Origin of the sequence: Exiguobacterium sp. s129, assembly GCF_018617585.1 — a bacterium.
GTDB lineage: Bacteria > Bacillota > Bacilli > Exiguobacteriales > Exiguobacteriaceae > Exiguobacterium > Exiguobacterium aestuarii_A.
This window is the reverse complement of the sequence record NZ_JACSKL010000021.1, coordinates 1-26,870: the sequence shown is the minus strand read 5'-3', so window position 1 is coordinate 26,870 and position 26,870 is coordinate 1. Positions and strand designations below refer to the sequence as shown.

The 26,870-nt window shown below is 45.0% G+C and carries 23 protein-coding genes and 2 riboswitches; of the genes, 7 read left to right on the top strand and 16 right to left on the bottom strand.

What is annotated here, in order from left to right; genetic code table 11:
* Window positions 1–336: 336 nt before the first annotated feature.
* On the top strand, window positions 337–1,179 hold the full coding sequence (locus KNO92_RS14225; protein WP_214697227.1) for a VanW family protein: 843 nt from the start codon (window positions 337–339) through the stop codon (window positions 1,177–1,179).
* A gap of 26 nt (window positions 1,180–1,205) precedes the next feature.
* Here KNO92_RS14225 and KNO92_RS14220 read toward each other — a convergent pair whose 3' ends face one another.
* The 6 genes from KNO92_RS14220 to KNO92_RS14195 all read right to left on the bottom strand — a co-directional run bounded on the left by KNO92_RS14220 (window position 1,206) and on the right by KNO92_RS14195 (window position 9,555).
* On the bottom strand, window positions 1,206–2,564 hold the full coding sequence (locus tag KNO92_RS14220) for an NCS2 family permease (RefSeq protein ID WP_251125744.1): 1,359 nt from the start codon (window positions 2,562–2,564) through the stop codon (window positions 1,206–1,208).
* A gap of 88 nt (window positions 2,565–2,652) precedes the next feature.
* A riboswitch (purine riboswitch) is annotated at window positions 2,653–2,754 on the bottom strand.
* 134 nt (window positions 2,755–2,888) lie between these two features.
* On the bottom strand, window positions 2,889–4,412 hold the full coding sequence (gene guaA, locus KNO92_RS14215; protein WP_251127138.1) for a glutamine-hydrolyzing GMP synthase: 1,524 nt from the start codon (window positions 4,410–4,412) through the stop codon (window positions 2,889–2,891).
* A gap of 110 nt (window positions 4,413–4,522) precedes the next feature.
* Window positions 4,523–4,623: riboswitch (purine riboswitch) on the bottom strand.
* A 41-nt stretch (window positions 4,624–4,664) separates the two neighbouring features.
* Complete coding sequence (locus tag KNO92_RS14210; RefSeq protein WP_214697252.1) at window positions 4,665–6,764, bottom strand: transglutaminase domain-containing protein; 2,100 nt, start codon at window positions 6,762–6,764, stop codon at window positions 4,665–4,667.
* A complete protein-coding gene (locus tag KNO92_RS14205) occupies window positions 6,761–7,831 on the bottom strand; it encodes a DUF58 domain-containing protein (RefSeq protein WP_214697254.1) in 1,071 nt (356 codons plus the stop codon). Before KNO92_RS14205 ends, KNO92_RS14210 begins: the two co-directional genes overlap by 4 nt.
* Window positions 7,828–8,778 carry an AAA family ATPase gene (locus tag KNO92_RS14200; protein ID WP_214697256.1) on the bottom strand — a complete coding sequence of 317 codons (951 nt, stop codon included), beginning with the start codon at window positions 8,776–8,778 and terminating at the stop codon, window positions 7,828–7,830. The genes KNO92_RS14205 and KNO92_RS14200 overlap by 4 nt, the downstream gene beginning before the upstream one ends.
* A gap of 171 nt (window positions 8,779–8,949) precedes the next feature.
* The gene (locus KNO92_RS14195; RefSeq protein WP_214697258.1) at window positions 8,950–9,555 is read right to left on the bottom strand and encodes a flavin reductase family protein; all 606 of its coding nucleotides are present in this window, start codon (window positions 9,553–9,555) and stop codon (window positions 8,950–8,952) included.
* A 237-nt stretch (window positions 9,556–9,792) separates the two neighbouring features.
* On the opposite strand from KNO92_RS14195, the gene KNO92_RS14190 reads away from it, so the two are divergent.
* Window positions 9,793–11,634 carry an ATP-binding protein gene (locus KNO92_RS14190; protein WP_214697260.1) on the top strand — a complete coding sequence of 614 codons (1,842 nt, stop codon included), beginning with the start codon at window positions 9,793–9,795 and terminating at the stop codon, window positions 11,632–11,634.
* 193 nt (window positions 11,635–11,827) lie between these two features.
* Complete coding sequence (locus KNO92_RS14185) at window positions 11,828–12,145, top strand: hypothetical protein (RefSeq protein WP_214697262.1); 318 nt, start codon at window positions 11,828–11,830, stop codon at window positions 12,143–12,145.
* A gap of 48 nt (window positions 12,146–12,193) precedes the next feature.
* Here KNO92_RS14185 and KNO92_RS14875 read toward each other — a convergent pair whose 3' ends face one another.
* Window positions 12,194–12,754 (bottom strand): tetratricopeptide repeat protein, encoded by a 561-nt coding sequence (locus tag KNO92_RS14875; RefSeq protein WP_251127137.1) that lies wholly within the window; start codon window positions 12,752–12,754, stop codon window positions 12,194–12,196.
* Between the two features lie 47 nt (window positions 12,755–12,801).
* The gene (locus KNO92_RS14870; RefSeq protein WP_251127136.1) at window positions 12,802–13,443 is read right to left on the bottom strand and encodes a helix-turn-helix domain-containing protein; all 642 of its coding nucleotides are present in this window, start codon (window positions 13,441–13,443) and stop codon (window positions 12,802–12,804) included.
* Between the two features lie 258 nt (window positions 13,444–13,701).
* Between KNO92_RS14870 and KNO92_RS14175 the strand changes: the two genes are divergently transcribed.
* The 3 genes from KNO92_RS14175 to KNO92_RS14165 all read left to right on the top strand — a co-directional run bounded on the left by KNO92_RS14175 (window position 13,702) and on the right by KNO92_RS14165 (window position 16,220).
* Window positions 13,702–14,373, top strand: coding sequence for a hypothetical protein (locus KNO92_RS14175; protein ID WP_214697265.1), 672 nt, complete (start codon window positions 13,702–13,704; stop codon window positions 14,371–14,373).
* A 75-nt stretch (window positions 14,374–14,448) separates the two neighbouring features.
* Window positions 14,449–14,700: a hypothetical protein gene (locus KNO92_RS14170; protein WP_214697267.1), complete on the top strand. Its 252-nt coding sequence runs from the start codon at window positions 14,449–14,451 to the stop codon at window positions 14,698–14,700.
* 215 nt (window positions 14,701–14,915) lie between these two features.
* Window positions 14,916–16,220 (top strand): N-acetylmuramoyl-L-alanine amidase family protein, encoded by a 1,305-nt coding sequence (locus KNO92_RS14165; RefSeq protein ID WP_214761844.1) that lies wholly within the window; start codon window positions 14,916–14,918, stop codon window positions 16,218–16,220.
* Window positions 16,221–16,254: 34 nt separating this feature from the next.
* On the opposite strand, the gene KNO92_RS14160 is transcribed toward KNO92_RS14165, so the two are convergent.
* Window positions 16,255–16,767, bottom strand: a complete 513-nt coding sequence (locus KNO92_RS14160; protein ID WP_214761840.1) for a GNAT family N-acetyltransferase — start codon at window positions 16,765–16,767, stop codon at window positions 16,255–16,257.
* 30 nt (window positions 16,768–16,797) lie between these two features.
* Entirely contained in the window at window positions 16,798–17,625 is an 828-nt protein-coding gene (locus KNO92_RS14155; RefSeq protein WP_214761838.1) for a CPBP family intramembrane glutamic endopeptidase, read from the bottom strand.
* Window positions 17,626–17,764: 139 nt separating this feature from the next.
* Between KNO92_RS14155 and KNO92_RS14150 the strand changes: the two genes are divergently transcribed.
* Window positions 17,765–20,113 (top strand): bifunctional diguanylate cyclase/phosphodiesterase, encoded by a 2,349-nt coding sequence (locus KNO92_RS14150; protein ID WP_214761836.1) that lies wholly within the window; start codon window positions 17,765–17,767, stop codon window positions 20,111–20,113.
* A gap of 38 nt (window positions 20,114–20,151) precedes the next feature.
* Here the strand turns inward: KNO92_RS14150 and KNO92_RS14145 are convergent, their stop codons facing one another.
* The 6 genes from KNO92_RS14145 to KNO92_RS14120 form a co-directional block, all read right to left on the bottom strand.
* On the bottom strand, window positions 20,152–21,300 hold the full coding sequence (locus KNO92_RS14145; protein ID WP_214761834.1) for a mannitol-1-phosphate 5-dehydrogenase: 1,149 nt from the start codon (window positions 21,298–21,300) through the stop codon (window positions 20,152–20,154).
* Window positions 21,301–21,732: a PTS mannitol transporter subunit IIA gene (locus KNO92_RS14140; RefSeq protein ID WP_214697277.1), complete on the bottom strand. Its 432-nt coding sequence runs from the start codon at window positions 21,730–21,732 to the stop codon at window positions 21,301–21,303. It lies immediately after the preceding gene.
* Between the two features lie 47 nt (window positions 21,733–21,779).
* Window positions 21,780–23,201 (bottom strand): PTS mannitol transporter subunit IIBC, encoded by a 1,422-nt coding sequence (locus KNO92_RS14135; RefSeq protein WP_214761832.1) that lies wholly within the window; start codon window positions 23,199–23,201, stop codon window positions 21,780–21,782.
* 167 nt (window positions 23,202–23,368) lie between these two features.
* The gene (locus KNO92_RS14130; RefSeq protein ID WP_214697280.1) at window positions 23,369–25,399 is read right to left on the bottom strand and encodes a BglG family transcription antiterminator; all 2,031 of its coding nucleotides are present in this window, start codon (window positions 25,397–25,399) and stop codon (window positions 23,369–23,371) included.
* A complete protein-coding gene (locus KNO92_RS14125; RefSeq protein ID WP_074034712.1) occupies window positions 25,389–25,658 on the bottom strand; it encodes a PTS sugar transporter subunit IIB in 270 nt (89 codons plus the stop codon). The genes KNO92_RS14130 and KNO92_RS14125 overlap by 11 nt, the downstream gene beginning before the upstream one ends.
* Before the next feature lie 144 nt (window positions 25,659–25,802).
* Window positions 25,803–26,870, bottom strand: a 1,068-nt coding sequence (locus KNO92_RS14120; protein ID WP_214761830.1) for an isomerizing glutamine--fructose-6-phosphate transaminase, incomplete at its 5' end; no start/stop codon positions are given.

Sequence of the window (26,870 nt, the reverse complement as noted above, 5' to 3'; positions counted from 1 at the left end):
GACGAAGCTTGCGCTTCATTCAAAAATTGTAAAACTTATTTTTGCCTCATCGTTCAGTTTTCAAAGTTCGTCTGCCGCTCTTGGCGACTAAATGATAATAACATTTAATTCTTTTTGATGTCAACAACTTTTTTGTTTGTTCAACGTTTGTCGCTGGCAACAGAGATAACTATATCACCTGCTTTTTAATCTTGCAAGCATTATTCTAAAAAAACTTTTGATTATTTTTCGTATCTTTATAAAGTTTGAATCTCAACTTCTAAAAGGAAGAACAGATCACTTCAAAGAATACACTTATATCTAATAACGACTATCAACCGATAAGGAGACACATTCATGATCCAAACCGATTTACAAAAACCAAAAAAGCGTTCACCGTTTAGAATCTGGTCCGGTACACAAGTATACACAATGAAACGACGATTGGAATGGATGACAGACAAACGACAATACGTCTCGAAACAAAACATTGAACCAATGCCTTATCTCATTTTTACACACCGAACTCCCCTCTATCGACAACTACGAGATGTAGACATGGAAGTTCAACATAATAAAGTCACGAATCTAAAGATCGCAATCGCAAACCTAAACGGAGCCATCCTAACACCGAACGACGTCTTTTCTTATTGGAAGATGATTGGCAAGCCTACTAAACGAAAAGGCTATGTCGATGGCATGATTCTGCATTACGGAAAGGTCACCTCAGGAATCGGCGGTGGCTTATGCCAACTATCTAACCTCATTTATTGGATTACACTTCATAGCCCATTGACTGTAACTGAGCGTTATCGTCATAGCTACGACGTGTTTCCTGACTATCGAAGAGACCAACCATTCGGAAGTGGCGCAACATGCTCTTACAATTATCTCGATTTACAAATTACAAATCAAACCGCACAAACGTATCAACTCCTTCTATATATAGAGGGAGATTATCTCGTAGGTGAATGGCGCTCTACCATCCCGAATAAAGAGCAGTATCGTATATATGAAGAAAACCATCATTTCACCCGTGAGTGGTGGGGAGGGACAATACGACATAATCAGATTTTTAGAGAAGTAACTTCAATGAATGGCACTCATCTCCGGAATGAATTCATTACAGAGAACCATGCCATCACGATGTATGACCCTTTCCTACCTGAAAATACCGCATACAAAAAAGCCGACTCTTAATGAAAGAGCCGGCTTTTCAAATGAACTTATGCGTGTGGTAAGAACATGAAGTATGCCAAGAAGATGATTAACATCCCATACATGATTGGATGAATTTCTTTTGTCTTTCCTTTCGCAATCATCATGAGTGGGTAAAGGATGAACCCAAGTCCAATTCCTGTTGCGATTGAAGATGTCAATGGCATCATAATGATCGTCAAGAAAGCCGGTACTGCGATTTCGATTTTCTTCCAATCGATATCAAGAAGAGCCGAAGCCATGAGCACACCGACAATGATTAATGCAGGAGCCGTAACCGGCGCTGTTACAACCGCCAAGAGAGGTGAGAAGAACAATGCCAAACCGAAGAACAATCCTGCGAACACCGCCGTCAAACCTGTACGTCCACCTGCAGCAACACCAGCTGACGATTCAACATATGAAGTCGCTGTAGATGTTCCGAAGATCGCACCCGCTACCGTTGCTGTCGAATCAGCCATTAACGCCTTACTTGCGCGCGGTACTTTGTTTTCTTTCATGATTCCTGCTTGACGCGCCACGGCAACAAGCGTACCAGCCGTATCAAAGAAATCGATGAAGAAGAACGTTAAGATGACAATCAGCATTTGGAGCGTGAATACGTCACTAAAGTTGATGAACGCTTGACCAAATGTTGATGACATGCTCGGTGGCATTGACACAACATCAGAGATTGCCGTCGGTGTCGGAACGAGACCGAAGATCATACCAACGATTGCCGTCAACAACATCCCGATGAAGATTCCACCTTTTACATCACGCGCCATGAGTAACGCACTGACAACAAGTCCGAATACAGCAAGAAGTGTCGTTCCCGTTCCAAGTGAACCGAGACTTACGAGTGTCGCTTCGTTCGCTACGACAATTCCTGCGTTTTTCAATCCGATGAAAGCGATAAAGAAACCAATCCCTGCCGCGACTGCCATTTTAAGTGGAGCTGGAATCGCGTTAACAATTGTTTCGCGAATACCTGATAGCGTCAATACGATGAAGAAGAGACCCGATACGAGTACACCCGACAAAGCCGTTTGCCACGGTACACCCATTCCGATAACAACGCTATATGCGAAGAACGCGTTGAGGCCCATGCCCGGCGCAATCGCAATTGGATAGTTCGCTAAAAGTCCCATTGTCAATGAACCGACTACCGCAACAAGTCCAGTTGCGACGAAGACCGCGCCTGTATCCATCCCCGCTGCCCCGAGAACGTTTGGGTTCACGAAAAGGATGTACGCCATTGCGAGGAACGTTGTGAATCCTGCAATCAATTCAGTGCGGACACTCGTTCCAAGTGCTGTGAGTTGGAAGTAACGATCAATCCGACTCGTTGTAGGTTGTTGCTGTTCTTGCTTGAGCTGTGTGCTCATTTGTTTTCCTCCTTGTACTCGCCGTAAAACGAGAAAAGGTCCCCGGCAAATGACCGAGGACCCCACGCGAAACATACGAGGGCATACACCCTCATCTATGTCTCGCCGTAGTGAAATCATTTAAGGTGATTTCGTAGAGACTCTCGGGCCATATTCCCGACATTATACGGCAAAATATTTTATGATTGTTCGGTTATAATAAGAACGTTCTTATCGTATCAGCGTGAAAATAGAATGTCAACTAAATTCACGGATTTTATATATTAAAAAAACGTTAATGTTCGGTTTTAAGACAAAACAGAGGGTATGCCCCCTCTGTTTTGCTTATTCCCATTCGATTGTTGCAGGCGGCTTCGACGTAATATCATACAGCACACGGTTAACGTGGCTGACTTCATTGACGATACGGACAGAGATTTTCTCAAGTACATCCCATGGAATGCGCGCCCAATCAGACGTCATCCCATCAATTGATGTAACTGCACGGACGCCGACTGCATAGTCGTACGTACGCTCGTCACCCATAACTCCAACTGAGCGAATCGGTGTGAGTACCGTGAAGTATTGCCAGATATCTCGTTCAAGACCTGCTTTCTTCACTTCTTCACGCAAAATTGCATCTGATTCACGGACAATTTCGAGTTTCTCTTCCGTGATTTCACCAAGTACACGAATTCCTAGACCCGGGCCTGGGAATGGCTGGCGCCAAACGATATAGTCAGGAAGACCGAGCTCAGTACCGAGCGCACGGACTTCATCTTTAAAGAGCGTGTTGAGCGGCTCGATCAACGTGAAGTTCATATCTTCTGGCAATCCACCGACATTATGGTGTGATTTGATCGTTTGCGCTGTATCTGTTCCACTCTCGATAATGTCTGTGTAGAGCGTTCCTTGTGCGAGGAAGTTCATATCGACAAGTTTCGATGCTTCTTCATCAAATACATAGATGAACTCGTTTCCGATAATTTTACGTTTTTGTTCAGGGTCCGACACACCAGCCAACTTCGTCAAGAAACGTTCTTGCGCATCGATTTTGATGACCTTCATGTTAAATCCGTCAGCGAACGTCTTCATGACGCTATCTGCTTCTCCTTTACGAAGGAGACCGTGGTCGACGAACATACATGTCAATTGATCACCGATGGCGCGATGCACGAGTGCCGCAACGACAGAAGAGTCGACGCCACCTGAAAGGGCACAGAGCACTTGCTTGTCACCAACGATTTCACGGATCTTTTCGACTTCGAGGTCAATAAAGTTCTCCATTGACCATTCACCTTTAGCACCACACACTTCATAGATGAAGTTTTTCAAGATGTCGTTCCCATACTCCGAGTGACGAACCTCTGGGTGATATTGAACACCATACATTTTCAACTCATCGTTTTTAATCGAAGCGACCGGGCAAGATGGGTTCGTTCCGTCGACAATGAATCCTTCCGGCGCTTCCATGACGAGGTCGCCGTGGCTCATCCATACTGTATGTTCAACAGGAAGTCCATTGTAGATAGCTGATGCTTCCGGTGTTGAGAACAATGTCGCTTTTCCGTACTCACGGTGTGCGGCACGTTCGACACGACCACCGAAATGATGCGTCATGAGCTGCATACCGTAGCAAATTCCGAAGATTGGAATACCTAATTCGAAAATTTCTGGGTCACAACGATATGCGCCTTCCGCGTATACGCTGTTCGGTCCACCAGAGAAGATGATGCCGACTGGGTTCAATTCGCGAATCTCCGCTGCAGTCATTTTATGTGAATGCAACTCACTGTATACGCCAAGGTCACGGACACGACGCGTGATCAACTGGTTATACTGTCCACCAAAATCGAGCACCAAAATCATTTCTTGTTCTACTTTCACGAAATCTCCACCTTTCTGCCTTCTCCTCAAAAAAAGGACGAGCCTCTCCCCAGATTATCCAAACCGAAGAAGAAGCACGCCCTTTTCTTTGTATGCGAAACGTGCTCCTTCATAGTCGGTCCATTTACGGTGGTCCGGTAGAGACTCTCGCGCCAATTCACGAGTATATACGAAGGAATGCCATGTTCAATTATCTAACTAATGCGTCTATCTTACTTGATGCATCCCGTCACTTCAACTCATAATTCTACGAATCATGATTTTCCAATATTCTTTATATTTTGAATTCGGTTCTTGTTCGGCGTAAACTGCTTGCTCGAACAAGGCCGTCAAGCGCGTCATGTCGTTCGTTTCGTAATAGGCATCGACTTCTTTGGCAAGCTCCGACGGTGTACGCCCTTCGACTTTAAATCCGTTCGCGCGAAGTCGCTTCACTAAATAGCGATGCATCGATACGAGACTACCGTCTGTGAGCGGACGGCTCATCCACCAGACGTACATGATTTGCCGCTCAATGATTTTCCGGTTCCAAATGACAACGGCCACAAGGAAAAGAATGACAATCCACCCCCATACCGGGATACTGCGAGACTCTTCTTGTGCATCACCTGTTGTGACATCATCGATCAACAAATCTTCTTGTGGACGATTTTGCGCATTGTTGTCTTGCGTTGCCTGCGGATCATTCGTTGCCGGTGTCGTATCATCTGTATTCGTTTCCCGTTCCATCTGTAGTAAGTTCGCATCTGAGAAGCTGATCGTCGCCTCTAACGGGACCCAACCTGCTCCTTCGATAAAATACTCGACCCATGAATGGGCGTGACGGTTACGAATCGTATACTCTTCCTCACCTTGAACAACTCCTCGCGTATCACCCATTGTAAATCCTTTTACCCAACGTGTCGGGATTCCATTCGCACGTAATAAGACGGCTGCTGACGTAGAGAAGTTATCACAATATCCAATCTGCGTGTCGAACAAGAATTGGTCTACATAATCGGTTTCCCCTTCTGGTTGCGCGACATTTTCCGTATCGTATTGAAATTCTCCGTTTCGGAAATACGCTTCTACCGCTTCTGCTTTCTCATTTGGAGTTTCACTTTCAGCGGTAATCTCCGTAGCCAAGTCACGTACACGATCCGGTAAGGAATCCGGTAGTTGTAAATAGACCCGTTCTTCCTCTTCTGTCAGCGAGCTCACTTCTTCATTTAAAGCAAGCTGTTCTTCCGAGAAAGCTGGTACACTGTAGCGAAGTTGAATCGTTCGCGGTGTGGCTTGGTTTTCGTTTTCAAACACAATTTTCCCAGAAGGTTGAATTGTGATGGTCTCGTTCGGAAAAGCTTGTTCGATATCTCCGACCCGAAATTCAGTGCCTGACTCTGTTTCCGTCGCTTGAGGATACTCCCCCCCATACGGAACGAATGTTTGACGACGATCAAAGCGCAAAAGCGCCTGTTCCGGGGTTGTATCCACTTCAGAGTCGACCAATTGCCCACGATTATAGTTAGAATCTAAAACAGGTGCCTCAATCCAACCTTTTCCTGTATAGATGGCTTTTGATTCGATTCGCCAGTAACGAGCCGGGACGCCTCGCGCGATAAAGACAATGCTATCATCCTGTTCAAACGGACCGCCTAGCGCCTCATCGTTCACACCATATCCGACCCGACCTGGTCCGTTCCCATCACCTTCTGTTGTCGCATTTCGGAAACTCGTTGTGATGCGGTCGGACCAATCTCCTTCCAATGTCGGGGAGGCACTCGCAAGCGCAACGACGACACTGAGTAGCAAGCCGATGCTGACAAAGCGTACGAGCGATTGACTTGGTCGCTTCGCTAAATCCGTGACAAATAGTAATAGAAGTGACGTGACGATGGCATAAAGGATATTGCCCTCTCCATCATATAGTGTCCACGTATCGAAATAAGCCATGACACCGAGCGTTGAAACAATCATCCCAAGTGCGAATCCGTAACTCGGGTATGTTCGTCCAACAAGGATGGCAAATAGTAGACCGATGAGCGCCATTGCAGAGAAGAAAATCGCCTCGTTTGGTAACTCACCGCTTATGACGCCCATAAAATCTTCCATCCATATGCCAAACCAGTCGAAAATACTTCCGTGATAGACGTATAACACAACTAGGAAATTGAGAAGGGAGATTCCAAGAAATGCACCCCACGGAAGAAGACTGACGAACATCGGGACGATCAGAAGGAAATAAAACGGCCAACTTACATCGAACGTTGTACTTCCAACAATCGGCTCAATCCAAAAAGACAATAAATAGGCGGCGAGCGCTGTATATATGATTCGCGTGATCCATGTCTTCATCCCGTCACCTCATTTACCGCTGTGTACAGGTGATAACTGCCCTGCGTCTCATGCATGAGTTCACGAATCGAGGTCGTTTCAAACGGACTGATCAGAATCAAGTCCCCTGTTTGTTGAGGCAGGTTCTGTTTCACCCGCTCGACAAGACGCCCCTCCGCTTCTGGAGTCGCAGTCAACAGATAGTGTCCGACTTCTGCACTTTGATCCGGAAGATGGAACAGACGTACCTGTTCTTCAATGACATATAGTTCAAACGGCAAATTCTTTCGTTCCAACTGTCGAATCGCACCAACGAGCAAAGACAACGAACGTTCAAACGCCTCCTCATACCCGGCAGAGACAGCCGGTACGAATACGAGTGAAAGTTTCTTTTCTTGCTCTTGGTCAAATGTTTTTGTCATCAAGTTCCCTCGTCGAGCAGAAGCTTTCCAGTCAATCCGTCCAATTCGGTCCCCTGCCGCGTATTCACGGACACCGCTCGTCGTATTGGCCACTTCCGTGTAAGTACGCATTTGACGATATTGTTCGCCGCGTCCTCCGACATGTTCATCTCGAGGAAGGTCAAACGGAAGTTCGGCAGGTGACACTTCTACAACTGTCTCGATTCGCAACGTCCGCTTCCGATCAAATAAACCGAACACGTCGCGCACATGAAGAACCGTTCGGTCAAAGACATGAATCCCCCGCTTAATCGCATTGACCTCGTAATGGACCTCTTCGGCGCGTCGAAAGAAACGGTCTACCGGTACGATGATTGTCCTGTCTTCATCAATCAATCGTTGTGGCAATCGTTCTTCTAACGTCACCATTCCAATCAAAAAAGGATATTTTCGTTCGATTCGTAACTCGACGTCCATTGATTGACCCGAGACGAGACGTTTCGTCGTGACTCGTCGTGACACATTTGCCGCAGTGACCGGATAAATCATAAAGAGCGTCCAATAAACCGTCAACACCACGAACGACCACCATAATGTCGAAGCAACGATACTCCCTTCGATACGGGCAAATGCGTACAACCCGAATGCCGCCGCCCATACAACGAACAGCTTCATCCAGTTTTTCATACCTCGTTGACCTCACGATCCATCGGGACAGGCAACGTATCAAGCCAACCTTGAATCAATTGATTTGGTGTTTTTCCTTTATATCGCGCTTCAGCCGTTAACAAGATACGATGTCCGAGCACACTCGCCGCCATCGCCTTGACGTCATCCGGTAACACGAAGTCACGATTATGAATATACGCCCATGCCTGCGCCGCTTTCATCAACGCAAGCGTAGCTCGTGGACTGCCTCCTAAATACGTATGGGGATCCTTCCGTGACTCATGCACCAATCTTACGATGTATTGTTTGACGGCACTCGATACATGGACCTCTCTCACTTCACGTTGCATGAGTTCTACTTCTTGTTTTGTAATGACACTATGAAGCGCCTCAAGCGGCTCTTCCTTTTCAAAACGACTTAAGAGTGCGATTTCTTCATTGAATGTCGGATAACCCATCTCGATTTTGAGTAAGAAGCGGTCCAACTGTGCTTCCGGTAATGGATATGTCCCTTCATGCTCAATCGGGTTTTGTGTCGCCATGACGAAAAATGGTGAAGGTAACACTTTCAACTCACCGTCTACCGTTACACTCCGCTCGGCCATTGCCTCGAGAAGAGCGGACTGCGTTTTTGGTGAAGTTCGGTTAATCTCATCCGCCAAAATAATATTGCCCATGAGCGGTCCCGGACGATATTCGAACTCTCTCGTTTTTTGGTTATACATCGAGATTCCCGTCAAGTCTGACGGCAACATGTCTGGCGTGAATTGAATCCGTTTAAAATCTAAGTCGATTGCCCGGCTAAACGTACGAACGAGCATGGTCTTCCCGACGCCAGGTACGTCTTCTAAAAGAACATGCCCGCCTGCCAACAAGGCAGTCAGGCTCTTTGCGATGACTTCTTCTTTTCCGACAATCACAGTTTCAATGGCAGTTATAATCGATTGGACAGTTGGACGGTACATGACGGATTCCCCTTTTTCTCTGAATCTAGGATGACTTGAAGTTAGAATGTTCTGACTTTATTGTGACATAAGAGCGTTCCGAAATGAAAGAAATACTACATGCAAATACGCTCCTTATTCCTTTACCCAAAAAACGTGCTCGTTCTTTAGAAAAACGGGCACGTTTGTGGATTATTCAGGACGCTTCACATCAAAAAGTTCACCGAGTGTTGCATAACTATTCCCGGCCATACGGCTGACCGGCGCCAACTGTCTCGCATCGATTCGTCCATGTTCATATATTTCTCGCTCAATGTGAAAGCGGACAACCCTTGCAATCAACAAGTCTGCTGTCGTTTGTCCTTCATGTTCGATTGGTACATGTTGATGTAAGACGCACTCGAATCGAATTTTTGCTTCTTTGATCCCTGGAGTCGCAATCACGTCGCTCGGTTGAATTGTGAACGTTGTACGTGACAGTTCACTCTCATCAGCGTCAAGATTCGCAGCCGTCTCATTCACATCGTGAACATTCGTTTCGTCAACAACATGGATGACAAGTTCTTTAGTCGTGATTGCGTTTCGTGCTGTGTCTTTCATCACGCCATTTTTTCGTTGAATAGAAACGGAAACGAGAGGCGGATTGGAAGCGACTACGTTGAAATAACTGAATGGAGCAGCGTTGATCACGTCCCCATTACGTGTCGTTACAAAGGCGATTGGTCGCGGCACAATACTGCCAATCAAAAACTTATACGCGTCTCGCTCAGTTAAGGCGGACGGTTCAATGGATAACATTTAGTCACACTCCTTGGTTTTTTATCTTAAATTCAAGATAATAATTATTGATGATCTTGTCAACGACTAGAAGATTCGGACGTGTATATTTCAATCATTTCGGGTAAATCGCTTTATGTGCTAGATATATACATTACGTAAGCAAATTAATTCAATTTCCTTTCCCTTTTTCATAAAATGCAGGACAAGGAAAAGATGACCTATCGTTTTTTATGTTCAAGGAAGGAAGTAGAACGAATGATCAGCAAGTGGATTGAACAACTAAACAGTCGTCAAATACTCAGTATTTTATATAGCGTATGCGGATTTAGTATTATTTTGACTTTAATCGGGGTTTGGTTTATTCGAGATGAAAATGTATCCTCATTCGAACTTACCGCCCTTCGATGGATTTGGATGATTGGTCTCATTATGTTTATCAGCGCCATTCTATTGATTGGTCGCCCACTCATCAAACGAATGGCCGATCAAAACAGTAGACTCAAAATGAAAAAAGAAAAGCTCGAAAACGTGATTAAAGAATCAAAGTTAAATGAAACGAACCTCCAATATCGTAATGAATTGATTGAAGTATTAGCGTCGAAAGAATCTTTATTTGATTACTCATCCGTCATCGAAAAAATTGTTTTACTCACAAAGTCTGAATTTGGTGCTTTGCTACTCACAAAAGACGGAGAAATCACATCTGTCGTACCAAAAGAAATGACGGAAGATCAGCAAGAGAGTCTTAAAAAGGAATCACTGCTCCTGAAACGTGTCATGATTTCTAAATCTCCTGCAGCTACGTCAAAACGGGTCGTCGATGCTTTGCACACCTATCCGTATTATATTTATGAAACGGTCATCCCGATTATGGACCCGTCAGATAACAGCCTGATTGGTTGCCTATATTTAGCTCGTTACGATGAACAATATGACGCAAGTGAAAAGTCTGAACTGAATGCGTTCGCTAGTCAGCTCGCCATTTCACTGCTTCGGATGCAGCTTTATCGTCAGATGCAACAAGATCGAAAAGAAACCGCTCAATTGATCAACTCCGTGCGCGAAGCCATTTTATACGTGAACTATGAAGACGACACTGTCGTTGGAAATCGCGCGTTTATTCGCATGTTTGACGACCTTCACTTTGACTACAAAGGGTATGAAGAGTTGTCAGCGATTGATATCGATATCGAGCAACTCGCAGAACGTGTGGATCAGCATGAACAATTCGTTCGTTACTTCGAACGCGTCTTTTTACAAGATACGCCCGAAGACGGACTTACAATTTCAATCGATCAAGGTGATTGTTTCATTCAGCTTTATGCCGAAAGCGTCTATCGTGATCGTCGACTTCGCGGAACGATGCTTGTGCTACGCGACGTCACTGCTGAGACCGAGGTAGATCGAATGAAGTCAGAGCTCGTTTCGACCGTATCACATGAGTTGCGAACGCCCCTTTCGTCAATCTATGGCTTTACGGAGCTCATGTTGTCACGTGATTTGAAAGAAAATCGCCGAGAGCTTTATCTAAAAACGATTCATGATGAGGCGAAGCGATTATCTTATCTCGTTAATGATTTCTTGGACCTTCAAAAAATGGAGTCTGGGAAACAAACGTTTGAATGGGAGCCGGTCGATTTGTATAAACTCGCTACTGACAGTGTAACGTTTTATCAAGAAACGACCGATCAACATGAATTGTTCATCGATGCCGATGCTGAAGAGAATTTTATAATCGATGCAGACTTAGAAGGAATGCGTCAGTTACTCGGAAACTTATTAAGTAACGCCATTAAGTACTCACCAGACGGGGGGAACATCCTCGTGTCACTCGAACGAGTAGACGAACAAGTCGTGATGAAGGTGCGAGATCACGGAATGGGTATTCCTAGCGCCTCACTCCCTCATCTCTTTGGAAAGTTTTATCGTGTCGACAACTCAGATCGTCGTAAAATCGGCGGTACTGGACTCGGGCTCGCAATCTGTAAGGAAATCGCTAAAGCACACGATGGTCAACTTCATGTGGAGTCGGTTTATGGGGAAGGAAGTACCTTCATCTGTGAGTTACCTACTTCAAAAGAGCACATCATGCAATAACACGGTCAATCCGACCGTGTTATTTTTGTCTCTTTTCAAAAACGAAAGGATTTCTTTTACAAAATATAGAAAACCATAAAAGTGAATTAAGAGTATAGATTGAGCCATACCCTATGTATTTATTTTTGCACGTTTTAAAGTGAAAACAAGATATACTGAATGTAAAGAGATTGTTAGATCGGAGGGCTTGCCATTGGATCATCGTGACCCACCTTTTTCAGAAATTGGAGACTTTAAACAATGGGGGCGTTTTGAAATCGATGTGCCTCACATAGGGGAGCAGGCGAAGTTCCAAACGGCTGCCGCATTAGTTCGAAAACATATTCCATTGCGACTTGGTGGATTTTATATTATTGCGAGCGAAGAGCAAATTTTGCACAGTGGCTCATATGAAGGAAATCTCCAAAAACACTTAATTCATTTATTGCAGCAAGTCCATAACGGTCATTTAACAGATGAGCGTCTTGTTCAAGAACAAGTCTGGACGGTGCATTATTTTACAACGCCATAAAAAAGAACTCGAAATCGGTACGCTTACTGATTTCGAGTTCTTTTTTATTTATTCCCAGCGTGACATCATCGAGATTGTTTTCTCGTAATATTCCGTAGCTAGTTTATATTTACCTGTGTTTCTTAATTCTCTTGATAACCACAACGCGTATTTATGCGTATAGTATTCATCGTACGCTTCAAAATAATCCACTGCTTTTTTTAAACTTTCAATAAATGCGTTGTGATCTTCAAATTTATACTTATTCAAGTAAATATCAAAATGATAACGAAATTCTACCAAATCTTCTTCGTTTCCTTTTAACTCATAACCCGTTTCTAACCATTTCATGATTCCTTCGATATTTTGTTGTGCCACATTTACCTCAAGAAGTGACATGACACTAAATAATTTACTTTTTGTATCCTCTTTTAAATGAAAACCATCAAGGAAGTATTTTTGAGCTTTTTCTTGGTCCCCAATAAGAAAATGAATATCTCCTATGTTATTATACAGCATCCCAAAATAATTATTTAATCTCGCGGTCTCAGCGACTTTTGCAGCTTTTTCATAGTGTTCAAGAGCTGTAGTGTAACGTTTACGACGCTTAAATGAAAGACCAATAATCATGTGTGACTCGATGATTCTTTCTAAACAAAAATTGTCCTGAAAATATCCTAATGAAGCTCGTACATTTTCAATAGCTTGCAAATAATCAGTAAATCGATGATGTAATGCATGTCTGCAAGTTCCCAATCGGGCATATTAGTATTTTTCAACCTTTGCCCAACTTGTTCTAATAAATCTATTGTCGTTTCCCGATCGGCTGTTTGATATTGAAACATATACAGACAGTGTAAAATGTCATATCTTAATCTATTATCAAAGTCTAATTGATCCGCAATCCATCCTACTTCAATCAAATAGTTTGTATTACCTTTCGGCATCATACCAAATCGGGCCAATGTCACCATTAACGTCATATATAACTCTTTTGATTGTAGTACTACGGGATTCGTTTTATATCCTTCTATTCGTTGTATATAGTTTTCATCTTTCCGAGACAAAATTGCTTCTTTTAATATTTCTCTGATTTCAAACTTTATCTCATGTACTTTCTCGCTAAAATCGTAATAAAGGGGGATGTCTATTTCTAATCTTTCAAAGATTAACTCTAATACGGTTTCACTTGGAGTAGTTTGATTGTTCTCGATTTTACTTAAATAGGAAATAGAGCATATACCTCTAGCGAGAACGGACTGCTTCATATTTTTTCTCATACGCTCTACTTTAATAACGTTTCCATAATTATGCTCCATATCAATTAGTAACTCCCTTAGTACTAAAGTATTTTAAGTTTCTTTAATAATAGGCTTTTTGTCACGTATTGAAGAAACTGATTAGAAAAAGGTCTAAATAAAGGTACTTTTTGGCGACAATTTTCCCAACCTATTCGTCCCCTTCATTATTAGAAAGCATGATAATATTGAACTAGTTAATAAAGTTCAACCAATGAATTAGTATTTTTTTACTAGTTAAATAATGTTTATCATAAGAATTAAGGGGTGAAATCACAAATGGGAAAATTAAGTTTCTTACTAGCTGAAGACTACATTAAACCCAAAATCTACTTCAAGTCAAAACAAGCTTCAACTATAAATGATATATTTACTTCAGAAGACAAAGGGTGCTTTTCAGGTTTAGAAAACCTAACCCACTTGTTGAATGCTCCTAGAGGCTTTATTGTAAACGCTTTTCAAATTGATTACTATCAATCTTTACCCCGACTTATCGCTAGATCTTTAAAAAAAACCCACTCCTTTAAAAAGCTATACATTTTAGGACCAGAACTATCTCTTTCTATTTTAAAAAGAAGTACTAAAACCATTTATGAAACGCAGTATAATGACTATGAGTATATTAATGTAGAGCAAGACACTGACTTCGTTACAAGCCAATGCAAAAAACTGATTCAAGAAGGTCATATTTTATACATCCTTCCTGAAACAAATGTTTGTTGGAAACCGCAACATAAAACCGATTCTGCTGATCTTTCTCATTCACTTTGCAGCACATTATTGAGCCAACAACTACAAGTCCCTATCTTAGCAACGGCTCATGAGAATGGATCTGATAAGATTATAATTTTTCCATCAGACTCTCCTGATTCATATAGTGGTGAGCTAGAAAGTCGTGTCTATGAACAATCCGAAGCTTTATGTCACTTACTGGAATCTACAAAAATATAATTCACATGCACCTTCAAACACACTAGGAATTACAGCTTCATCAAATAAACAACTAATCTAATGGAGGTTATTCAAATGAAAAAAATTACAGGAGTATTATTCTTAGCAACGGCTGTTTTACTTTTAGGAAGCACAGTGAAACCGTTGGCTGATGAAATGCCACGTATCGGGAAAGTCGAGCAACCAATTAAATCATATGCAGATGAGATGCCACGCATTGGTAAGGTGGAACAACCAGTAAAATCATATGCAGACGAAATGCCACGCATCGGTAAAGTTGATGCTCCCGTCATTCTCTTTGCAGATGAAATGCCGCGCATTGGGTAATTCATTTAAAAGTTTTAATTAGGAATCAAAACTTCTCTCAAAGACGCCTCGTGCGTCTTTTTTATTTGTAATAGTCCTTTATATTTCAAAAAAAGATAAATAAATTAAATATTAATGCCCATTTTTTTCTTTATTATCTATATAATAATAGTGATTTGTTGATCGAATAATGAAAAGTTCAACTATTATTCTGCAAAGGAGTCACTATTTTGAAAATGTTAAAGTCTAAATTACATACAAAATTGTTTATCAGCTCGACACTCATCGTCTCGGCTGTTACATTTACACCATTTGATTTCCAATCTCCATCTTCTCTTAATCATCGTGTTGAAGCAGCAACGAAATATTACACAACGACAGTCAATTTAAATCTTCGTAAGATGGCATCGACTTCGGGAACGATTTTGACGACGATTCCTTCTGGAAAAACCGTCACGTATATCAGTACATACGGATCATGGTATCGTGTTTCCTATAACGGAACTGTCGGATATGTGTCTTCTCAATATCTTAAAACATATCAGCCGATCACTGTGAAAACCTACACGACAACAGCAAATTTGAATCTTCGTAAAATGGCATCGACTTCAGGCACGATTTTAACGACGATTCCGAGTGGAAAAGAAGTGATTTATCTCAGTACATATGGCTCGTGGTATCGCGTGTCTTACAACGGAACAATTGGGTATGTGTCTTCCCAGTATGTCAAAGTCACATCTTCCTCTACGATTACGCCAGATTCAACAGCAACCTACTATACTACCGCAAACTTGAATCTTCGCAAGATGGCATCGACTTCAGGTACGATTTTACTAACCATTCCTTCAGGCAGTGCTGTGACGTATCTGAGCACGTATGGTTCTTGGTATCGCGTTACTTATAAAGGTGTCACGGGCTATGTTTCTTCCCAGTATGTAACAACATCTAGCGGAGGGGATACGGATACGTCTCAAAAAACGGTCGTTATCGATGCGGGGCATGGTGGGAATGACCCTGGTGCTGTATATGGATCGGTATACGAGAAAGTCATTGCTCTTGATATGGCGAAGCGATTAATGAGCACGTTGACGAACACCTATGACTACAACGTCAAATTGACCCGCTCGACCGATACGTATCTTTCCTTATCAGAACGCGTCTCATTGAGTAAATCATATAAAGCGGATGTTTTCGTTAGTCTCCATGCAAACTCATCTGTGTACAGCTCTGCACATGGACATGAGGTGCTCGTGCCGACAACGGAAAGCTACACGACAAATCCATACGTTTCTGCGAGTCGATCGCTTGGTTCTTCGATTAATCAAGAGATTGGTTCACGTATTTCGGCCGTTCAAAACCGTGGCGTAAAATACCAAAATGTATATGTTGTCGGAAAAAATGTCGTTCCTTCTACACTTGTGGAGTATGGCTTTATCAGTAACTCAAATGATCGTGCCTATTTGACGAATGCGACGAACCGCCAACAGATGGCGAATGCGACAGCGACCGGTATTCATCAGTTCATGCGTTCTTATTATTAACAAATAAGGAACTTAGCTTTCATCGCTAAGTTCCTTATTTTATGTTCACTTCCCATATCATGTGGGGTGCACCAGGACCCCAGTAATGGTCGAGAATCAATGAAGGTTCACCCAATTGTTTTTGCCAATAGGTCTGAGCACTGGGAAAGCCCGCATCTAAGTAGAAGACGTGTTGCTTTCTCGAAAGGATTTCTCGTTTCATTTCTTCTAATAGAAAATACCCGACTCCTTGACGCTGCATACGAGGAAGAACGTAGACGCTCCCGAGTTCGATGGCACCACGCTTTATTTCCAAGTTGCCCGATATAATATCGTTTGGAGGTAACAAGGCTCCTGCTCCAATAAGGATTCCTTCGCGCTCAACCACATACAATTGAACATGATCGTCGTCAAAATGATCCTGAATGGTCGTATTTAGGCGTGCCACTTCTTCATCAAGCAAATCAGCGTCTTCAAAACGTTCTCGTCGAATCAAGTCACTCAAACTCTCCATAAATAAGCGTTGCAAAGATTTTACGTCTGATTGTTCGAGTGCGCGAAAGTTCAAGACGTCCACTTCCTTTTCTCTTTTTTGTTTTTACTCTTTACCCTCGCGAATCCGATGCATAACACTCGGGTAAGATGGGATCATTTCTTCGAGTGGCTCGTAATTCAACTTCCCATAGGTTTTCCATAACACTAAAATCGCTGCGGTCCATAACGTGATCATTAAATGAATCAAGCCAATCGGATACCCTTCTTCTGCTTCGAAGCCTACCATCACGAACATGACGTTGAACATCGTATGCATGAGAAATGCGGACCACAAATTGCGCGATGATCCATTGTATACCCAGCTAATCAGAATCGAATAGGCCATGACAGACAACCCATATGCCCAAAACGGCATATTTGCCTGACCGGTACCAGCCATAAGAAAGAGCGGTGTATGCCAAATCGCCCAAATTCCCCCTAGCACTAAACTTGCCAATAATGGGGACAATCTCGACTGCAACGCATCAAGCAAATAACCTCGCCAGCCGTATTCTTCTTGTAGCGTCCCACCGAGGAAGAGCATATATAAAAAGTAAGGAGCAATCCACCACGGTTCACGAGCGATTAACGCACCACTCCGGTCCGTCCACCAATACGCGACAAGGAATATGAATGGAATCAATCCGAACGGGATTGCGTACGTTTTCCAATTCATTCTCACTTGAATACTTTTTTGAAGAATATGCCTGACCCCTGCTACACCTCGAAGTCGATACATCGTCAACACACCGGAAAGACTCGGTCCAAACGCTCCGATAATGACGATTGCCATAATCGGTAAATCGGTCCACCAATAGAGGCTCGCCCAGACAATCCATGAATAGCTGAACGCAATCAATAAAAAGTAAAGAATGTATTTGTTTTTATACATCGTCAGCACCCCTTCAGCAACTTAGTACCCGTTATTTGACGCAAAGAATAGCATTTCAATATTTTTATATGTAATTGACACGATTCCGCATATAATAAACTGAACGTACTACAAATAAACCCTACGAGGTATGGATACTATGGAAGAGATTAGCACACAGACCATGAGTCACAACGGATTTCTAATGACGCTCGCCTTTATCATCGCTAGCGTATCTGCCTTAATGGCACTCGAGTTAGCGAAACGGGTCACGGGAGGATCGACCTCATCCAACCGAATTTGGATCTTGTTTGGCGGCACTATATTAGGACTTGGAATCTGGTCCATGCATTTTGTCGCCATGCTTGGTCATGCTTCTCTGCACGAAAGTACTTATTCCATCTGGCTCATTATCGGATCTATGATGCCTGCAATTGTTGGATGTATTCTGTCATTCGGATTAATTGCGCGTAACACGACATGGATGACATTGCTTCAGTCTTCCGGGTTGATGGGATTGGGCATTGTCAGTATGCATTATATCGGGACTGCAGCCATTCAAGGCGTTCAACTGACTTTCGACTATCTTTGGGTTCTCTTATCACTCGGCATCGCATGGGGAGCCTCGCTTCTTGCTTTATGGGTAGGTTTCTTTTCTTCCTACTCGACAACACGCGTCACCTTTTCCGTGAAGCTGATGTTCTCACTATTAATGGGAGCAGCCATTTTTAGTATGCATGTCGTTGGGATGAAAGCCACGACGATTACACCAGACGGTTCCGTAATGAGTCGAATCCCAATCGACCCGACTATACTTGCTTGGCTCGTCACGGGCATCGTGTTCCTCTTGTTCGGGATGTACTTTATCGCTTATACGTTAGATCAACAAATTCAGAAACGTGACCTCTTTCAAGCGACCATATTAGAATCGACGACGGATGCCGTAGTGACGACGACAAACGATGGGGAAATCCAATATCAAAATCGAGCGTTCGTTCACTTATTCGAGGGACATCCGATAGAACCTTTTTTTCAAGACTATCATCCGTCGTTATCGGCTCAACAACCGTTCTACCAACCAATTCAGATTGAGACAAATGATCGAGTGTTAGAAGTAACATCGTATCCGCTCCAAGATGGTTCGAATCGTCAAATACTTTGGTTCATCCGAGATGTGACGAAAACGGTCACTTCACAGCGTTTAGTCGAACATATGGCGTTCCATGATGCATTGACCGATTTGCCAAACCATCATAAACTCGATTCGCTTCTTCAAGAGAGCATCTCACAAGAGCGTTCTGTTGCCTGCTTGTATATCGATGTGAACCGCTGGCGTTTTTTAAGTGATATTCTTGGTCATCATGGAGCTGATGAATTAATCATCCAAGTCGCTGATCGTCTGCGACTTACAATTCATCCAGATGACGTGCTGACGCGAATCGGACCGTCCGAGTTCATCATTTTATTATTCGCTCAACGCAGCTCGCTCGCTCATCAAAAAGCTGAAAAATGTATGAAAGCCATCTCCTCGACGTTTGATGTCGACGGGACGACAATCGAACTAACGATGAGTGCAGGAATTAGTCATTATCCAAAAGATACACATTCTCCGAATGAACTGATTCAGTTCGCTCGTCTAGCTGCGCACGAATCAAAACGGGACGGGAAGAATAAGATCAAGACATTTGAAGAATCGTCACGTCCTCAAATTTTACGCAATATCGAGATTGAAAAAGCGCTCGTCACCGCATTAAGTAAAGATGAACTCACACTCGTCTATCAACCAAAAATTGATTTGAAGCGGAATCGATTAGAAGGTGTCGAAGCGTTACTTCGTTGGCATCATCCCCGCATCGGAAACATCGCACCTTCTGACTTTATCCCGATTGCCGAGAACACAGGGTTGATTCATTCGATCGGCAATTGGGTGATTCGGGAAGGCTGTCGTACTTGGGTGCGCTGGCAACGGAGTGGGATTGATCCATTCACGCTATCTCTCAACGTCTCACCGCTTCAATTTGCACGTGAAGATTTCGTTGATACCTTGCAATCCATTCTTTTAGAAACCGGGATGGACCCCATGTATCTAGAATTAGAAGTGACAGAGTCCTCGATGCTCTCTTACGAAGCCTCAACCCGTGAAAAATTGACACAGTTGCATCAACTAGGGATTCTCATTTCCCTTGACGATTTTGGTACGGGTTATTCTTCGTTCAGTCAACTTCGAGAACTTCCGGTGCAAGTACTTAAAATCGATCGGTCGTTCATCGTGAACTTGTTTACCGACCGTAATCAAGAGGCCATCGTTCGCTCGATGATTCAACTCGGTCACAATTTGGGCATGAAAGTTCTGATGGAAGGTGTCGAAACATCCGCACAATTGGAATGGCTTCTCAAAGAGTCATGCGATTTTGTTCAAGGGTATTATTTTAGTCGCCCGTTAGCCGAGACAGACGTTCCACTTCACGTAAAACAAACAACGACCTATCTCGAATTTGGGAAACACTAAAAAAACCGCTTCTGTCACCTGACAGAAGCGGTTTTTGGTTAAGACACGCGTTCTTTCTCTTCTTCCCGAATCAAATGATATTGGTCGAGAATCAATTGCGTCAATGTGTCTCCCTCATGGAGCTGCAAATATTTTTCGATCGTTGATGAGATCCCGTGCTCTTCAATCGACAAATTGAGTTCTGACGATTCCGAATCCTCCGAGTTGTGATAATGGAGGGCCGCTGCAATCCCGTAAGCGAGTTCGTTCGGCTCGATCCCATTATCCATCAACTCACGGGCTGGTTTGACGAGACGGTCGCTCGGTCCGAGTTTACGAATCGGCGAACGTGCCACCCGTGACACTTCATCCTTCAATTTCGGATTCTCAAAGCGCTTGATGATTTTTTGGATGTATTGGCTATGCTCTTTCGCCTCGAAACCATATTTCTCAAGCAATAACCAACCCGTTTCATACAATGCGCCTTGAACGACTTGACGCACACGACGATCTTGTAGCGCCTCATCAATCGTCGCCTTCCCGAACAACGAACCGATGTAAGAGGCGATGGCGTGCCCTGTATTCACTGTAAAGAGCTTCCGTTCAATGTACGGTCCGATTTCCTCGACCCATGTCACACCTTGAATCGGTGGTTGCTCGTTCAGTCCTTGCGTCTCAATGACCCACTCATGGAACGTTTCGACTTCCACGTAAAGTGGGTCTTCATGCTGTTGAAGGGGAACGATACGGTCAACTGCCGCATTCGGGAAGAAGACGTTCGCCTCCCCGACACCGCCACGTGCCTCTACTTCTTGACGAAGAATGGCACTCCCACCAATCATGTTCTCACATGCGATGACATAGACCGGCGCGTCCTCAACTTCACGCGCACGGAGACCTTCACTGATCAATGGCGCTACTTTTGAAAGAAGTGAGGGTCCGACAGCCGTCGTCACGAGATCCGCTTCTGCAATCAAAGCCGCGACACGGGCTGGTTCTTTCAAACTGTTGACCCCGCGCACTCGGTCGACGACGATTCGATCGACACCGTCTTCCGCGAACCCGACCTCATAGTGACGTTTTGCTTCGAGTGCTTCGATGACCGTGTCGTTAATGTCGACGAACGTCACCTCATAACCACTTTGATTGAGCAACAATCCGATAAATCCGCGTCCGATGTTTCCTGCTCCAAAATGAACAGCTTTCATTTATGCCACCTCTTCCATGAAGAGCGCCAAGATTTCTTCTTTCGTCTTCGCCTGAACAAGACGCTCCACGTTTTCTTCGTCCGAGCAGAGAATCGCGATTTGCGAAAGGAGCTCTAAATGTTCATCATTCACGCCTGCAATCCCGATGACGAGTTTAGCCGTCTGTCCACCAAAGTCGACACCGTCCGGTACTTGCAGAAACGAGATTCCCGTCTTCTGAACCGCTGACTTCGCCGCTTCTGTACCGTGTGGAATGGCTACGTGATTTCCGATATAGACGTTTGCGATCGCTTGACGTTCATGCATCGCTTCTACATACTCCTGCGTCACACAGCCGGCGTCTTGTAAGACTGCCCCGGCTGCTGTGATTGCTTCCTCTGTCGTTGCGAATGTTTGGTTAAGTCGAATCATCTCTGTTTGAATGAATGGCATTTTAATTTCCTCCTAATAGCTAAACCGTATCTCTATCTGTTCTGTGTTCAAGAAATTTTGCTGCGTTCTGCTTTAATTTCTTCTACCAATTGATCATAGTAATCGGCGTTCAAGAAGTTTGTGACCGAACGATGAATCGCATTCGGTGCTTGCGCTTCTGCGCGCTCTGTTAAGTCTTCATGCGTAATGACAAACTGCGCATCTTTCGGCAAGTTGCTGATCGACGTGTTCGTCACTTTGATTGGTAAGTTAGCTTTATTGACCTTGTTCCGTAGAACCGAGGCCCCCATCGCACTTGACCCCATTCCTGCATCACATGCGAAGATGATGTGATCGACTTTATCAAGGCGATCTGTCACGAGAGCGGATGCGTAAGACTGTTTACCTTTCATCGCGCTCACGTTTTGTGTCGCTTCTTCGAGTGATACTTCCTCTGCTGCGCTCGATTTCAAGATGACACTCGCCACAGCAAATGTGACCGCTGCCGATAAGAAAATCCCTGCCACGAGTCCGAGGTATGAACCGCGTGATGCCATCGCTAGAATAGCGAAGATACTACCTGGTGAAGCTGGTGCGACGAGACCGACATCAAAGAGTACGAATGTGAAGATCCCTGTTGCGCCCCCTGCGATCATCGCAAGAATCAAAGTTGGCTTCATCAACACGTATGGGAAGTAAATCTCATGAATCCCACCGAGGAAGTGAATGATTGCTGCACCAGGTGCTGTACGTTTCGCTGCACCTTTGGCGAAGAACATGTATGCGAGAAGTAATCCAAGACCTGGCCCTGGGTTCGCCTCAAGTAAGAAGAGAACTGACTTTCCAGCCTCAGCCACTTGATCGACACCGAGTGGACTTAAGATCCCGTGGTTGATGGCGTTGTTCAAGAAGAGAACTTTTGCTGGTTCAATGAACAAGCTCGCCACTGGAAGTAATTTCGCGCCGACGATCCAGTCAACACCTGCCGCCATCACTTTATCGAGGGCACTCATGATTGGACCGAAGATTTCGAATCCTCCAAGCATGAGAAGTCCACCGATAATCCCGACCGAGAAGTTGTTGACGAGCATTTCGAATCCTGCTTTGACTTTGCCTTCAAGGGCACGGTCGACTTGGCGGATGATGTAACCACCGAGTGGACCCATGATCATCGCTCCGAGGAACATCGGAATGTCTGTCCCGACGATGACCCCCATCGTGGCGAGCGCCCCGACGACACCGCCTCGTACGTCATGAAGTAATTTACCACCCGTGAAACCGATGAGTAATGGTAAGAGATAGGTGATTGTTGGACCAACGAGTTCTGCTAAGTTTTCGTTTGGCCACCATCCTGTCGGAATGAAGAGTGCTGTGATAATCCCCCATGCAATGAAGGCACCGATGTTCGGCATGACCATCCCACTGAGGAAACTACCGAATCGTTGTACTTTGACTCGGACCCCGCCCGAGCTCGCTTGCGTATTCGCCATGTATAAAACCTCCAGTCGTTTAAATGTGAAAGGTTGAATGTGTAGTGTAGCTAACCGGTTTGTGCTCTACACCTGTATTGTATGCCCAGAGTAAGCGCTTTCTCAATTCAATCCAGTTCACACTTTGGCAACATTTTGTGCCAAACAAAAAAATGACCGTGGTTCGGTCATTTTTCGTACAACGTCTCATGAATCATTTTCTTCATGCATTCGTGCAACAATAAGCGAAGGTCCTCTTTCGCCCCCGTGCTGTATAAACGCATATGTTCCTCACTCTCAATGAGCGACCCACTGATCGCACTTAAAAATTGAAGTTCGACATCGCGCGCCTCTTCTGGTGCTAGGAGCACGAGAAGTCGCGTCACGGGTTCAGTCGATTGATCCATCATGAGAAGCGGGATTGAAGTCGTTAAATCAAATGCAAACACACTCGCTTTCTCAATCGAAGTATGTCGTCCATGGAAGAGTGCCAGTTTTGTACCTGGGACACCAAGACCCGCAACTTCGTGACGCCGGAGCAATTGCGCAGATAACTGAATTCCGCTTTGCACGAGATTTCGTTCCTCAAGGTGTGTTCCGATATCGACCAAGATATCCTCTAAACGGTCCGTATTGTTGAGTGTGACCAAATCAAACTGATCATCCATCCGCTCGAACGTCTCTACGAGTTCGCCAAGTTCGGCAAAATCGAGCATCGTCGATCTCGGCTTTGAAGTAACCGTTTGGAATGATTGCGGTAACGACAACAAGAGATGACGAACCCGTTGCACTTCCTCACTCGTCAACAACGGATTGACGATCAATGTAGGTACCGAGAGTGGTGGTAATGGCACCGTCGACAAGATGACATCATATTCCTCAAGTCGGTGCTGCTCTAATCCGAATAGAGACGAGTTGACGACGTCTTGCATCTCCGGGAACTCTTGACGTACCCGATTGACGAGCATCTTCGAAGAACCGAGTCCGGCCGAACAGACGACGAGCGCCCGATACTCACGACGCCGTACCGGTTTGACGAGTGCTGCCGCGAAGTGCATCGCCCAAAATACCGTCTCTTCCTCGGAGAACGTATTCGTCCCAAAGACGATGTCGGCAGCCTGTTGAATGGCCGAACGAAGTCCCGGATAGTCGCGGTCGATATGAGGTTTCACCGTACTCGTTTCCGGCAAAGCCTGCGTGTTCATACTCGACAAGATGTGCGCGAGCAGTCCACGTTCGAGCGCCGTGTCATCCGTAAAGGTAAACCCGTAAATGAGCGAGACGTGATGAATTAGTTTATGCACCCGAATTTGCATGATCCATCGCTCTTCTTCATCTTCTTTCATTTGATCTTTAATCGAGCGAAGTCGATTCGCCTCCTCGGCAAACCAGACGCGTTCCGCCATCGAGTAAGTGATGCCAAGCGCTTCCTCCATGTCTGTCGCGACTTTCAAATAGTCTTCAGACCGGCCTTTCGTATACATCTCTAAAAAGAATCCGGACGCTAGCCGTGCTTGTTGCACACCATAGGCGAACGTGACCCGCATGATGGTACGGTCATCCATCCGCTCAAACGAGCGTGACTTCAAATAATCGTAACCGTCCCGAAGACCTTCCAGCATCTCTTCGCATGGTATGGTCTTCAAAAAGGCCGGAATGTAGTCATCTTCTCCACGAACGAAGCGGTAAAAGGCAAGTGTATCCCAGTGGGCAAGTAGCGCGTTGATCAGTAGCTTACGTTTCTCTGACTCATAGCCGAGCACTCTGGCACCGACGCCTTTTTTCCGTTCGACTTCTAAATGATACTCTTCGAACCATCGATCCAACTTCTCCAAATCTTGCGTCAATGTACTCGGAGAGACGTGCATCTGTTTGGCGACAGCCTGCAATTTGAGCGTATCACTCTCGAACAAAAGGCGCCACGCCAGCTCAAATAAGCGGTCCTCGCTCGTCGGGATCGCTTCTGCGGATAAGATGAGGTCTTCTCGTAACTGTTGCTTCGCAGACGGTTTGCCGACAAGGCTTAGTCCATGCCCGCGTTGCCAAGCGAGCTCGAGCTCGAACTCTTTTAAGATGCCTTCAAGTAATTGTCGTTCTCGTTGAATCGTACGTTCAGACAAATTCACCGCCTGCGCGATTTCGGCGAGCGGTGTCGATGTCTCAGTTGCTAATAAGTGTAGTAAAATCGACCGTTCTCTCGCGGTCCACTCATGTCTCATGCTCATCCATCCATTCTTCGACAAGTAGTCGGTATTCCTCGAGCGACAGGAGTTGTCGGACTGACCGGACACGTGCGGTCGGATGGGTAACGGGAGTCGCCCCTTCCTGATAGAGAATCAAATCCACCTCATTCGGGATGTTTTGAATCGTTCCGTGCGTAATCGTACAAGACAAGCGCCCCTCGCTTGCCTGTGCGAACAACTTCGCCGCCATCGCACTCGTTACAAATCCGCTATGGCAAGCAATGTATACGTTCATGTCAGCCCTTCTTTCGTCGCTTATCTTTATCTAATCATAAGTTGGAACCGCTTACTTCTCCTACTATTTTGCTTGTTGGCAAAGATATCGGCAAGGAGTAAAAAGCACCTCTCCTGTAGAAAGGTGCTTTACAATATGTTTAGTTTATTCCACCGTCACCGACTTCGCCAAGTTACGTGGCTTGTCGACGTCACAACCACGGGCGAGTGCCGCATAATATGCCATGAGTTGCACCGGTAAGACATTGATGAGTGGTGCTAAGAGTGGCTCAACATGTGGCAAGATGAAGTCATCATTCTCATGTTCGACGCCTTGCATGGAAATGATACAAGCGTTCGCGCCACGGGCGACGACCTCTTTGACGTTCCCGCGGATGTTCAAGTTCGTCTTCGGTTGCGAGATGAGCGCGATGACCGGTGTCCCATCTTCAATCAAGGCGATTGATCCGTGCTTCAGTTCCCCACCTGAGTACCCTTCCGCTTGAATATACGAAATCTCCTTCACCTTGAGCGCCCCTTCGAGACAGACCGACGCATCGAGTCCACGTCCGATGAAGAACGTATTTGGTGTCGTCTTCAAATAACGTTCCGCGAGATCCTCGAACAGTTCTTTTTGTGCCATGATCGAATCCATGATTGTCGCAACACGAGCGAGTTCCGGCATGAGATTGAACGGCAACTCTTTCCCCGTCGCACGGGCGATGTCGTATGCGAGAATCGCGAGGACGGCAATCTGTGCCGTGTACGCTTTCGTCGACGCGACGGCAATCTCCGGTCCTGCGTGGAGGAGCATCGTCTCGTTCGCTTCACGCGACAGTGTCGATCCTGGAACGTTCGTCATCGTTAGTGCTTTGTATCCGCGTTTCTTCACTTCGATGAGGACCGCACGACTGTCCGCCGTCTCACCAGATTGGGATAAGAAGACAAATAACGGACGTTCACTTAGGAGCGGCATGTTATAGCCAAATTCAGACGAGATGTGTACTTCTGTCGGAATGCCGGCAATGCGTTCTAAAATGTCTTTCCCGACGAGGCCGGCGTTATAGCTCGTCCCACATGCGACGATATAGACACGGTCTGCTTCCGAGACGAGCTCGCGTACGCCGTCCGTGAGTTCGATGTCACCGTTCTCGTTCTGGTAGTGCTGGATGATGTTGCGGATGACGGCCGGCTGCTCGTCCATCTCCTTCAACATGTAGTGCGCGTACGTGCC

Bases quoted from the DNA above. Each gene is read 5' to 3' on its own strand.
- KNO92_RS14140 (WP_214697277.1), bottom strand. From the start codon at position 21,732: ATGCCATTCATTCAAACAGAGATGATTCGACTTAACCAAACATTCGCA.
- KNO92_RS14130 (WP_214697280.1), bottom strand. From the start codon at position 25,399: ATGAGACATGAGTGGACCGCGAGAGAACGGTCGATTTTACTACACTTA.
- KNO92_RS14875 (WP_251127137.1), bottom strand. From the start codon at position 12,754: ATGATTATTGGTCTTTCATTTAAGCGTCGTAAACGTTACACTACAGCT.
- KNO92_RS14220 (WP_251125744.1), bottom strand. From the start codon at position 2,564: ATGAGCACACAGCTCAAGCAAGAACAGCAACAACCTACAACGAGTCGG.
- KNO92_RS14195 (WP_214697258.1), bottom strand. From the start codon at position 9,555: ATGTTATCCATTGAACCGTCCGCCTTAACTGAGCGAGACGCGTATAAG.
- KNO92_RS14150 (WP_214761836.1), top strand. From the start codon at position 17,765: ATGGAAGAGATTAGCACACAGACCATGAGTCACAACGGATTTCTAATG.
- KNO92_RS14175 (WP_214697265.1), top strand. From the start codon at position 13,702: ATGGGAAAATTAAGTTTCTTACTAGCTGAAGACTACATTAAACCCAAA.
- KNO92_RS14225 (WP_214697227.1), top strand. From the start codon at position 337: ATGATCCAAACCGATTTACAAAAACCAAAAAAGCGTTCACCGTTTAGA.
- KNO92_RS14165 (WP_214761844.1), top strand. From the start codon at position 14,916: ATGTTAAAGTCTAAATTACATACAAAATTGTTTATCAGCTCGACACTC.
- KNO92_RS14870 (WP_251127136.1), bottom strand. From the start codon at position 13,443: ATGGAGCATAATTATGGAAACGTTATTAAAGTAGAGCGTATGAGAAAA.
- KNO92_RS14125 (WP_074034712.1), bottom strand. From the start codon at position 25,658: ATGAACGTATACATTGCTTGCCATAGCGGATTTGTAACGAGTGCGATG.
- guaA (WP_251127138.1), bottom strand. From the start codon at position 4,412: ATGATTTTGGTGCTCGATTTTGGTGGACAGTATAACCAGTTGATCACG.
- KNO92_RS14145 (WP_214761834.1), bottom strand. From the start codon at position 21,300: ATGAAAGCTGTTCATTTTGGAGCAGGAAACATCGGACGCGGATTTATC.
- KNO92_RS14170 (WP_214697267.1), top strand. From the start codon at position 14,449: ATGAAAAAAATTACAGGAGTATTATTCTTAGCAACGGCTGTTTTACTT.
- KNO92_RS14155 (WP_214761838.1), bottom strand. From the start codon at position 17,625: ATGTATAAAAACAAATACATTCTTTACTTTTTATTGATTGCGTTCAGC.
- KNO92_RS14205 (WP_214697254.1), bottom strand. From the start codon at position 7,831: ATGAAAAACTGGATGAAGCTGTTCGTTGTATGGGCGGCGGCATTCGGG.
- KNO92_RS14200 (WP_214697256.1), bottom strand. From the start codon at position 8,778: ATGTACCGTCCAACTGTCCAATCGATTATAACTGCCATTGAAACTGTG.
- KNO92_RS14135 (WP_214761832.1), bottom strand. From the start codon at position 23,201: ATGGCGAATACGCAAGCGAGCTCGGGCGGGGTCCGAGTCAAAGTACAA.
- KNO92_RS14190 (WP_214697260.1), top strand. From the start codon at position 9,793: ATGATCAGCAAGTGGATTGAACAACTAAACAGTCGTCAAATACTCAGT.
- KNO92_RS14210 (WP_214697252.1), bottom strand. From the start codon at position 6,764: ATGAAGACATGGATCACGCGAATCATATATACAGCGCTCGCCGCCTAT.